Genomic DNA, 12,294 nt, shown 5'->3' with positions numbered 1-12,294 from the left:
ACCCATGCTATTTATTCACAGTTAGTGTATAATCCATACTGGTTATTTGATAAAAAACCTGGCGGTACAGCTGCTTTTACAGACTGCAGCCAGACTGCTGATGGATTATAAATGTTATGGAGGTTTATATGTCACCACACCAACTGGAAAAACTATTTACTGAAGGAACGATCAATGAAGATACATTAGTGGATATACTGCATCAATGTTCGGTCGTACCGCTGCTGTATGATGAAGGCAGCCAGATTACGGTTGACGATTTCTACAGTCGGCTGGAGAATCCTCTCGAAGGAGAAGTCTCCGAAGCTGCCCAGGCGCTATATGCGACTGTTGTACAGGCATTCCGTCGTTTTGCTGAACCGGAAAGCTATGAGCTGCTGCAGGATTGCATCAGCCTGCAAGAAGATCTATGCATGACGGGTGTCCTGTCTGTATCCGATTGGATTGAGTGGCTAGTACAAGCGGCGGCTGGAGAGACTTCACTGCCTACAGCCGATTTTCATAGCCTGTTCGAAGATCTGCCGGAAGGATACATGATGCAGGATTTCCATGATGATCTGACATACATTCTGGAACAGCCCGAGAATCCCAAATATGATGAAGCGGTAAAACAGCAGCAATTGCTGTATACCCAGCTTGGCGTAACCGACTAATCTATCAGATACCGCGCATGCTGCCTGCATAGTCATTTCCCTGCAGACTATCTGCATGATTCAACGACTACAAACCAAAAAGCACGCCTGCCCTGGAGCAGCTTCCCTTTTCTAATATAAGAAATGGAATCTGTCCCATAGAGCAAGCGTGCTTTTTATTATGCTGTTTTTGTACTGTTTTCATCTACGAATCTTTATCTCTGCGCAGTATATCATCTTTATCCTTGCTGCACATGTATAGCTATGCATACTTCGTTTTTTGAGTAGCACCTATCTGTAAATATTTCATTTGTTCGGTTTTCGCTTGGATACCTTTTACTTTTACAAATACATTTATTTCGTTTTTGCTTTGGTACCTTCTACTTTTACAAGTGCATTAACGGTCTGCGATACACTCGGATCGGCTGCAGAGCTGATCTGGATCTGCAGGCGTACAATACTGTAGCTGCCTGCTGGATATTTGATCAATACTCCGGCGTCATTGACATATTTATCGCCACTGCTGGAAATGATCTTGTATACCAGACGTTCATCCTGCGGGAATGTCAGTACAGGCTGACCAATGGTACGGTTACCAGTCTGGATCTTGTTAAATGGACGTACTGCATCTGCGACACGATCCGCTTCCGTACCTGCGATTCGGTAAGACAGATTTGCACGTTTGGTAGAACTACGCTTGACGTTGCCTGTTTCATCGATATTGTAAGCTGCGATTTCTAGCTGGTATACCCCTTTGGGCAGTGCCTGAAAAGCAGTCTGTCCCGAAGCTGTCAGAACCATCGCAATATTATCGATATGCTTAAATGTATAATTCCCTGGCGGATGGATCGGATAAGCGCCATTTACCGGCTCTCTCACCTGCTGAACAAGTGTACCAGCGTACTTGCCATCCAGACCATAAGCATTCAGTTCCAGCACATTGGCATCTGTCGAAGTCAGACGGAATCCGATATCCGCTGAATTTTCTTGGCCATTCATACGAATCACGGTATTGCTGATCGAGATATCCTGAATACCCTGGCCGATATCAGGAGCATTCTGTCCAACATGAATAACAAATGGCAGATGCAGAGCCGGATACCCGGCAGCAGTCAGGACTACTTCTCCTTCATAGACACCATCTACTGCGGCAGCCGTTGGTTGTAGGGCCAATGTGAATTCGGAAGCCGCATGGGCTCCTGCTGTAATGGTATTGCCTGCTCCCAGTCCTTGCAGACGGGCCTGGATCTGACTGGTATCCGGTGTTGCTGTCGGACGGGCCGGATCAGAGGTTACGCTACTATGCATATTTACACTTGCCTGGTACGTAACTGCTGTTCCTGATGTGTTTTTTAATTGAAGCTTTTTCAGCTGCTCACTGCCTCCTGCCGGTACAGTGCCGAATGCGGCAGATGGATTGTAGTTGGTAATCGTCTGACGTTTCCAGTTTTTGTCCAAAATAGTGACAGGCTCTACCGTCTGCAGAACAGCCGGTGTATAGACAGCTGCACTCACGTTGGCGCGTCCGGCACCCTGGGAGTAGACATCGTAGACTTTGCCGGATTCATCAGTCAGACGATCCGACGTATTGGCCAGTGCTGCCCGAATATCAAAAGGCGTCCAGTCCGGATGCTCCTGTTTCAAAAGAGCCGCCATCCCTGCCACCATCGGTGCTGCCATACTGGTACCACTCTCACGCTTGTATGCCTGACTGTAGGAGGCATCTTGAATATACTTGCCATATGCCGGTACAGTAGAGCGAATATTTACTCCTGGTGCAGCCATATCCGGCTTGATGCCAAGCAAGCCATCCTGGTTCGGACCACGTGAGCTAAAGCTCGCCATCCGGTCACCGTCTATTTCGGTTTTGGGATAATCAGCACCAAAACGGAACTGAATCGGCTGCTCGGGATGTGCCAGTGCAGCCCGTGCAAGTGCACGTCCTTCTACTCCATTCATATCAAACGCAGGAATATATTCAAATCCTTCTCCAATATAAGCGGTTGATCCCAGATAACCGTCACGTCCACCGATACTCGCTGACAAATCAGCTTCATCAGGATGAGCATTCTGTGCATTACCATTGAAAATAATAATAGCCCGCGCGCCATGTTTGGCAGCTATTTTGATCTTGTCATCAAACTGCAGATTACCACGGGAGACAAGAACGATCTTGCCTGCAACATCTTTGTTCTGATAATCCGATTCCGCTCCCAGCCCTGCATAGATTCCCTGAACCTTGCCCGTACCGATCATCTCGGCAAAATTCTCACGGTTCAGCTGCCATGCCATCACATTGAGCGCATAGTTCTGGCCTGCTGACGCAGTCGCATATACATTATTCTGCACTGTCGTACCTTTATCTGCATTTGATATACGCGCTGCCTGGTCTCCATAGACTGAAGCTGTTACGGTCGCCTGGTACAAATGGTACGGTATCGAAGAAGCTCCCACAGAGATCGCCAGCTGAGAAGTAGCCGGAGAGTTCACCGAGTAGTAATAAGGGCCGGAGTCGGCGTCATTACCATTGGCAACTACGACTGTCGCACCGCTGAGTACTGCATTGTTGACCGCTGTGGAAATCGGTGAGTTTACATCTTTGTTGGTGCTGATGCCCAGAGAGAGATTAATAATATCCATGCCATCTTTGACTGCATGCTCAATCCCGTCGATCAGCGTGGCCGAATTGACACTCTCCTTGTTCGTTGCTGGATTGCGTGAAGCGACCCGGTACGCATACAGATCCACATCATAGGCTACGCCTTTTTGTACCACTTCACTGGTTTTGTTCTCTGCGCGCCCTGCAATAATGCCGGCTGCATGGGTGCCGTGCAGACTTCCTGGATATCCCAGCTTGTATGTATCCTGAGCAATACTAATTGGCGGAGTCTCATAAGGATCACGGTCCTTGTCCACAGAATCATAACCGCCTTTATAGACTTTTTTCAGATCGGGATGCATATAGTCGAGACCGGTATCGATCACACCGACTTTTACCCCTTTGCCGGTTAATCCTTTGGCCCATGCGGTCTGGGCTCCTATCAGTGACAGGGCAGATGGATCGTAGGTCGCCTGACCAACAGACTGCGGTGTTTCTTCTACCGGAATATGATATACGGCGCTATTGTCATAAATGGACTTGATACCGGGCAGCTGGGCGAGTACCGGAATCTGATTGGCCGGAATAGAGATTTCCAGTCCATTCAGTACGGTATTGTAGCGATAATTAACCTTTAATTGGATACCTTTGGCCAGTGCCTGATTAATAATAGAAGTCTGCTGGGAGTTCACGGTACTCTCAGTAGACTCGGCAGCTACCGATTCCAGTCCGATCGTCGATGCATATTCCCCAACAGCAGCCGGCTGGGTAGTCAGTTGGACGATTACATTGGTTCGCTGACTTGAATTGGTGTTGATGTCAGGAGAGATCACATTCGTCTCGCCTGTAGTCAGACTCAGCAGCTTGTCCGGCAGACTTTGCTGCTCCAGTACATATGGAGATGTCAGATTTCCCGATGCAGCATAAGCTGCTGCCGGAGAAGCTGCAAGCCCGGCTGTAATCAGTACAGCCAAGGAACAGTAAGACAACTTGCGCAGAACATGTAACTTTTTCAAATACATTCCCTCGTTTCTTTAGTATGCTTGCTCATTTCCCGCAGCCATATCGTATCATTACAGGTGACTCATGAATAGCTATTTTCTCCATAAATTGTATTCACTGGAGACCGGCTTGTCATCGACCTATAGATAGAAATATAAAAAAAGACACTCTTCCGGCATCCATGTATGCACCGGAAAGTGCAATCATGTCTGCCAAAAGAGTGCTTTGTACCTTACTTATGCCAATTTATCAGTCATTCATTGAAACGATAAACCGTTCATTAAGGTTTAGTGATTTTGATCAATGCGTTGACCGTCTTGGTTGCGGACGGATCGGTTTTGGAAGTGATTTGAATCTGCAGTCTGGCGATACGATAGTCGGTGTATGGATATTTCACTAATACGCCGCTGTCATTTACATACTTGTCGTCGCTGCTGGATAGAATTTTGTATTCCAGACGCTTATCTGCCGGCAGATCCAATACCGGTTTGCCCAGGGTATTGTTGCCTTCCAGAATATAATTGAACTGTTTGGATGCAGTAGCTACGCGGTCTTTTTCTGTACCGGCAATACGATAGGAAGAAGAAGCACGCTTGATAGAATTTTGATCGATTTTGCCGTTCTGATCGATGTTGTATGCGGTAACTTCCAGTTTGTAAATGCCTTTATCCAGCGCTTTGTACTCATAGCCACCAGATGATTTTTGACTGATGTATACATTATCGACGTTGCTGAATCGGTAGTAACCCGGAGCGAACACCGGATAACCGTCTTCATTCGGAGACTGGATTGCCTGAACCAGCGTACCGACATATTCATCTTCGATATTGTAGACATTCAGTTCCATTACATTGGAATTGGTAGAAGTCAGACGGAATCCGATATCTGTGGAATCCTGTTTGCCGTCCAGACGAACTATAGTGTTGCTGATCGACAATTCCTGTACACCCAGGCCGGCATCCGGCACACTGTTACCTACATGGATAACAAATGGCAGATGCAGGGATGGATATCCGCTCGCAGTCAGCAGAACTTCACCTTCATATACACCTGTTGCGGCAGATGCAGATGGTTTCACAGCCAGCTTGAACTCGGAAGACGAGTTGGCGCCAACGGTAATGGAATTTCCTCCGTTCAGACCTTGCAGACTTGCTTGGATATTGCTTACATCTGGTGTAGCGACCGGCTCATATGGATCGGACGTTACATTTGGATGCATTTTCACACTAGCCTGATACGTAATAGCCGAACCGGAGCTGTTTTTCACTTGAAGTTCTTTGAGCTGGGCTTCACTGCCCGCCGCTACTGTACCAAATGCTGCAGAGGGATTATAGTTCGTAATGGTTTTACGGTTCCAGTCTTTGTCCAGAATCGTGATATCTTCTACAGTCTGCAGAACCGCAGGTGTATACACAGCAGTTCCTACATTGGCACGTCCGGCACCCTGGGAATACACATCATATTGTGTGTTGGACAGATCATAGAGTGTATCCGACGTATTCGCCAGTGCTGCACGAATATCGAACGGTGTCCAGTTCGGATGCTCCTGCTTGAGCAATACAGCCATACCGGCTACATGCGGCGAAGCCATACTTGTACCATTTTGACGCTCATACGCTCTGCTATAGGAAGCATCTTTGATGTACTTGCCATAGGCAGGCACGGAAGAACGAATATTTACACCTGGTGCAGATACATCCGGTTTGATACCGAGCAGTCCATCCTGGTTCGGTCCACGGGAGCTAAAGGAAGCCATAGTATCACCGCGTACTTCATCTTTTGGATACTCGTTGCCAAATGTAAATTCAAGCTCGCCTTTGGAAGCAAGTGCTTCTCTTGCCAGCGCACGGCCTTCTTTACCAGCCATATCGAAGGTTGGTACATAATCGAATCCTTCGCCGATAAATCCGGTCGCACCGACTTGGCTATCACGACCCGGAATGCTTTCGGACAGATCTGCTTCATTCGGATTGCTTGCTTTGGAGTTACCGTTGAAGATAATAGCTGCTTTGGCGCCATGTTCTTTGGCATTTTTCATTTTATCGACAAATGGCAGATTACCACGGGAAATCAGTACCACTTTGCCTTTCACATCTTTGCCTGCATAATCGGCTTCGGCACCGAGTCCTACATATACGCCTTCATGAGCATCCGTACCCAGAATCTCGGCAAAATTGCTGCTGGATACATACCAGCTCATTACATTCAGGGCATAGGATTTGGCGGATGGATCACCGTATACATCTTCGCTGACTGCTGCACTTTTATTTGCGTATACAGATGCAGATACCGTAGCTGTATACGTAGCAAAAGGAATAGAAGATGCACCTACAGAAATCGCCAGCTGCGAGCTTGCCGGTGAACCCATCGAGTAGTAATAGTAACCGGATTCGGCTGCATTACCATTCGCTACGACAGCTGTTACGCCTGCCAGTACGGCATTATTGATTGCTACCGAATCCGGAGAATTCACGTCTTTCTCGGAATCGGAACCCAGAGACAGGTTGATAACATCCATGCCATCTTTGACTGCATGCTCGATACCATCGATAACCTGTGCGGACGAACCGGAAGCACGGTTGGTCTCGGGATTACGGGACAGTACACGGTAGGCATACAGATTGGCATCATAAGCGATCCCTTTTTGGACGATATCACTTGTTTTGTTCTCGGCACGACCTACAATGGTACCGGATACGTGGGTACCATGGGACGTTCCTTCAAACCCTGTACCGTATGGATCTTCATCCACGGATAGTGGTCTGTCTTCATAAGGATCAAAATCTTTGTCTACAGAATCATATCCGCCTTTATAGGCATTTTTGAGATCCGGGTGTTCGTAATCGACGCCGGTATCGATAACACCGACTTTGACACCTTTACCAGTCAGTCCTTTGTTCCAGGCCTGCTGGGCACCGATCAGGGTAAGAGGTGCAGGGTCATATGTAGCTTGGGATACCTTTGCTGTCAGGGTTGGTGGCTCCTGCACAGGAATGGTGTAATAAGTGCTATTTTCGAAAATGGATTTGACGCCTGGCAGTTCAGCCAGCTTGGGAATCTGATTCGCCGGGATCGATACTTCCATACCGTTCAGTACCGTATTGTAGCGATAATTGACGTGCAGCTGAATCCCTTTGTCCAGCGCCTGCTTCACAATAGAATTCTGCTGTGAATTGATAGCGCTCTCGGTCGATTCGGCAGCCATGGAACGAATACCCATCTGAGCGGCATATTCCCCTACAGCTACCGGCTGGTTGGTCAGCTGAACGATAACACGAATCGTCTGGCTGGACTTGGTATTGATTTTGGATGAAATGACATTCGTCTCGCCGGAAGTCAGGCTGATTAATTTATCAGGCAGCTGCTTCTGGTCCAGCAGATAAGGCGATGTTACTGTACCTTCTTCTGCTGCAAAGGCTGCACTCGGAGACCATACTGTCCCTGCTGCGAGCAGAGCAGCCATGGATACTACAGATAACTTGCGAATAACATGTAGTTTAGTCAAATTTCGTCCCTCATTTCATCAATTTGGTTATTCAGTTGTCAAAAATCCCGATAATACCCCTAATTCCACCATTAATGACTTATGTAAGCTTTATTGACCCCCTTTTCTATTTTATAGGAATCTTTTATTACATAGCATTATATTACCACCTGAATTAACCACTGGCTAGATATTTTATCCATGTATAGATAAATTTTGCGTTACTTATAATAGAATAGTGTTTTTTTATCAAACTGCACAGTAAATAAGGGCATTTTCTATATTTGAATACAAAAAAAGCATTTCCGCTCACTTTTAAGGAACTGAAATGCTTGCATAATTATACCATTTTATGGAATTGAAATTGTTGTTAGCTATTCTTCCCTCGGTACCAGGTCAAAAATCGTTCCGTCTTCCATCGTATCAATCAGACGATCCAGCCACAGATAATATCGGATCGCTTCCTGCATCTTTTCTTTGTCCTTGAGCAGCACATGGCGAGCTGGCGTATCCTCCATATCCACAATCAGACGATCAATCTCCTTGACCGATTTGCGAAATACAAGAATATTACTTTCTACTGCTTTCCGCCATTTGATAGCAAAAAAGTCTGTAAATGTCTGATACCAGTCATATTCTACTTCATACAGATCTTTGCGTGATCCTTTTTCCCATACTTTGTTGACCATATGCAGATCCAGCAGATTGCGCACTCCCGTACTCATACTGGTCTTGCTCATCGCCATTTCGCGTCCCATCTCATCGAGCGTCATCGGCCGATCTGCAAAAAAAAGCAAGCCATACAGATGGCCTGTAGACAGGGAAACACCATAAAGATCCATATTGCGTCCGATCACTTCGATTACACGCTTTCTGACTTTCTCCACCGTCTCCTGCTGTAACTCATCCAATTGGTCCAAGCCCATGCTTGCACACTCCCATTCTATCTATACAGTTTGTACTATACGATCTGTAATAATTGACTTTCACCATTTTAAAAAAATAATTATAAAAAGTAAAGTAGAGCATTTGCGAGTATTATCCAGTATACTGCAGCATTCTATCTGTAAATATCGTACAGTTTTTTCTGTACAAACTTATTATACGGATTTTACGGTTGATTTGCAAAATAATATTTGCTACAATTAATCACGTTGCGTTGCAAATCATGAAAATATTCTTTGTTACTGAAAAATATTTATTACTTTCAAGTATTCATTATTTAAAATTTGGGTAATAGATTTGGTGATATTATACTAGCTAACTCGCTTTACAAGTATTCCTCGTTTGATTTCAGCTTCATTCACCTGCCTGAACAACAAAGAATATTCGGTTAGCAGCCCGTGTTGAAAATCGCAAGTTCACGAATAAGTGATCAGCACTACCGCAGAAGTATCGTACGTGTTTCTACTATATATAAGGGGTGACAATGCATGTCTATTTTGGAAATCAAAAATGTAAGCAAACTGTTTGGCCCAAATGCAGAGCAGGGCGTGAAGCTGCTGGAGCAGGGATGGACCAAAGAGAAGATGGCAAAGGAAAAACAAATTACTGTCGGGGTTAACCGCGTAAACATGGAAATCAACCAGGGCGAGATTTTCGTTATCATGGGATTATCCGGTAGCGGTAAATCGACACTTGTACGCATGTTCAACCGTCTGATCGAACCAACTTCCGGAGAAATTCTGGTACACGGCAAAGATCTTCGCAAAATGAACAAAGAGCAGCTGCGTAATGCACGCCGCAAAACAATCAGTATGGTATTCCAGAAATTCGCGCTTTTCCCGCACCGTACAGTTTTGGAAAATGTGGAATATGGTCTGGAGATTCAAAAAGTAGCGAAAGCAGAGCGCAGAGAAAAAGCAATTACTTCTCTCGAACTTGTTGGTCTCAAAGGCTGGGGAGATAAAATGCCGGATGAGCTCAGTGGTGGTATGCAGCAGCGTGTCGGTCTGGCTCGCGCACTGGCTAACGATCCTGAAGTACTGCTGATGGATGAAGCATTCAGCGCACTTGACCCGCTGATCCGCCGTGATATGCAGGATGAACTACTGGAACTGCAGGACAAAATGAAAAAAACGATTATTTTCATCACACACGATTTGGACGAAGCTCTTCGCATCGGTGACCGGATCGCCCTGATGAAAGACGGTGCGGTTGTACAAATTGGCACACCGGAAGAAATCATGATCCAGCCAGCCAACTCCTATGTGGAACGCTTCGTCGAAGACGTGGATCTGTCCAAAGTACTGACAGCTGCTCATGTAATGCGCAGACCAGAGACCATTACACTGGACCGCGGTCCTCGTGTAGCGCTTGAGTTGATGCGTGAACGCGGTATTTCCAATCTGTTCGTCATTGATCGCTCCAAAAAGCTGCTTGGCATTATTACAGCCGAGGATGCAGCTACAGCAGTACGTCAACAGCAAAAATTGGACGATATCCTGATCAAGGATGTTCCATATGTAGCACCAGAACGAATGCTAAATGACTTGTTTGAACTGGTAAGTACCGCCAAACTGCCTGTTGCCGTTGTCGATGAACGTGAACGTCTGACAGGCGTTATTGTACGGGGTGCCCTGCTGGGTGCACTGGCTGGCGGAGTAGAGAACGAGGAGGTTGCTTTAAATGCCTAAGATTCCTATTGCCCACTGGGTAGATGTAATTGTAGAGTGGCTCAGTATCCACTGGGCTGCCTTTTTCAAGGGAGTATCCAATGTTATAACGTATGTGGTCGACATTTTCACCTGGCTCTTCATGCTGCCACATCCATTCTTGTTCGTTATTATTATTGCCCTACTCGGTTATATGGCCGGACGGTGGACGATGGCCTTTTTCTCGGCAATCGGATTCCTGCTGATCTATAATCTGGGCTACTGGACAGAGACGATGAATACGCTTGGTCTCGTCGTAACTGCTGCCCTGATTTCCATTATCATCGGAGTACCGCTCGGTATCTGGTGCGCGTCCAGTAAAATTGCTGCTCGCATCATTACGCCGGTTCTCGACTTTATGCAGACAATGCCTGCATTTGTCTATCTGCTGCCAGCGGTTACTTTCTTCAGTCTGGGTGTTGTTCCAGGCGTAGTCGCTTCTGTTATTTTCGCCATTCCGCCAACGATTCGTATGACCCATCTGGGGATTACCCAGGTATCTGGCGAACTGATCGAAGCCGCTGATGCTTTCGGTTCTACCGGTGGACAGCGTTTGTTCAAAGTGCAGCTTCCACTCGCACTGCCATCTGTTATGGCGGGTATCAACCAGACCATCATGCTGTCTCTGTCGATGGTCGTTATCGCATCCATGATCGGTGCGCAGGGTATCGGCGCTGTCGTATACCGTGCGGTCGGTCAGCTCAAAATTGGTGAAGGTTTCGAAGCCGGTCTGGCTGTCGTTGTTCTCGCGATTGTACTGGATCGACTGTCCCAAAGCCTATTTAACGGTAAACGCAGTAAAAAAGCGGCTTAATTCAGCCGCTTCTCTTTTGTCCATTTTCCCTAACTATCATATTCCTACGCAAAGGAGCGATATGCACTATGAAAAAGTATAGAAACTGGCTGCTATCCGGCTGTATCGTACTGATCCTGATTATCTCCGCCTGTAACCCGGAACGCCAGCCATTCCCGAGTTTCCCGGGCAGCGGTGAAGCCGCCAGCAGTTCCGATCCTGTTGGAGCCCAGGTCAACCATCAAATCATCGGTATTGATGCCGGTGCTGGTATTATGAAAGGTACACGCAAAGCGATGGAGGATTATGGTCTGAGCGACTGGACACTGGTCGAAGGTTCCAGTGCTGCCATGACAGCTACACTCGCCAAAGCAATTCGCAATGAAGAACCAATTATCGTTACCGGCTGGACTCCCCACTGGATGTTCAGCAAATATGATCTGAAATATCTGGATGATCCCAAAAAATCATTTGGAGATGCCGAAGAAATTCATACCATCGCTCGCAAAAACCTGAAGCAGGATGACCCAACCGCCTATCAGTTCCTGGATCGTTTCTCCTGGACGTCGGATGAAATGGGCGAAATCATGGTAGCTATTCAGGACGGTCAGGACCCTGCACAAGCAGCCAAAGCATGGGCAGAAGCCCATTCCGACCGTGTGAACGAATGGACCAAAGGTCTTCAAAAATCCAGTGGCAAATCGCTTACCCTGAGCTATGTAGCATGGGATTCTGAGATTGCCAGTACCAACCTGGTGAAATATATTCTGGAAACCAAACTGGGCTACAAAGTTACAGCTCTGCAGGTCGAAGCTGGCCCCATGTTTACCGGTGTAGCGAATGGCGACGCCGATGCGACTCTGGCTGCATGGCTTCCACTGACCCATGCCGATTACTGGGAAAAGTATAAAGCCAAACTGGACGATCTCGGCCCTAACATGGAAGGCGTCAAAGTCGGTCTGGTTGTTCCCAAATATATGAATGCAAGCTCGATTGAAGATATGGTGGATCAGCAGCAGTAATGCTGTTATAACAGCTGCATCCCTATACCTTCGATATCATGAAATGGATCATGTTATTATACAAAACAAAAGACGCATTTCCTGAATTACAGGAAATGCGTCTTTTTT

Annotated in this window: 5 protein-coding genes and 1 pseudogene; 3 read left to right on the top strand and 3 right to left on the bottom strand. The window is 46.7% G+C overall.

Annotated elements, in window-relative coordinates:
• The first annotated feature begins 128 nt into the window (after positions 1 to 128).
• Positions 129 to 653, top strand: a complete 525-nt coding sequence (locus tag AR543_RS08430) for a hypothetical protein (RefSeq protein ID WP_060533493.1) — start codon at positions 129 to 131, stop codon at positions 651 to 653.
• Positions 654 to 986: 333 nt separating this feature from the next.
• Here the strand turns inward: AR543_RS08430 and AR543_RS08425 are convergent, their stop codons facing one another.
• The 3 genes from AR543_RS08425 to AR543_RS08415 all read right to left on the bottom strand — a co-directional run bounded on the left by AR543_RS08425 (position 987) and on the right by AR543_RS08415 (position 8,643).
• A complete protein-coding gene (locus AR543_RS08425) occupies positions 987 to 4,253 on the bottom strand; it encodes a S8 family serine peptidase (protein WP_060533491.1) in 3,267 nt (1,088 codons plus the stop codon).
• Positions 4,254 to 4,513: 260 nt separating this feature from the next.
• Positions 4,514 to 7,738, bottom strand: coding sequence for a S8 family serine peptidase (locus AR543_RS08420; protein ID WP_087071255.1), 3,225 nt, complete (start codon positions 7,736 to 7,738; stop codon positions 4,514 to 4,516).
• Between the two features lie 353 nt (positions 7,739 to 8,091).
• Entirely contained in the window at positions 8,092 to 8,643 is a 552-nt protein-coding gene (locus AR543_RS08415; RefSeq protein WP_060533489.1) for a GbsR/MarR family transcriptional regulator, read from the bottom strand.
• Between the two features lie 507 nt (positions 8,644 to 9,150).
• Here AR543_RS08415 and AR543_RS08410 point away from each other — a divergent pair.
• Complete coding sequence (locus tag AR543_RS08410; RefSeq protein WP_060533487.1) at positions 9,151 to 10,353, top strand: quaternary amine ABC transporter ATP-binding protein; 1,203 nt, start codon at positions 9,151 to 9,153, stop codon at positions 10,351 to 10,353.
• Positions 10,346 to 12,186: pseudogene (locus tag AR543_RS25040) on the top strand (glycine betaine ABC transporter substrate-binding protein). Before AR543_RS08410 ends, AR543_RS25040 begins: the two are co-directional and overlap by 8 nt.
• Positions 12,187 to 12,294 lie beyond the last annotated feature (108 nt).

The sequence above is a fragment of the Paenibacillus bovis genome, from assembly GCF_001421015.2.
Classification (GTDB): domain Bacteria; phylum Bacillota; class Bacilli; order Paenibacillales; family Paenibacillaceae; genus Saccharibacillus; species Saccharibacillus bovis.
Note: the sequence above shows the minus strand (reverse complement) of the source record. Positions and strands in the feature narration are given on the sequence as shown.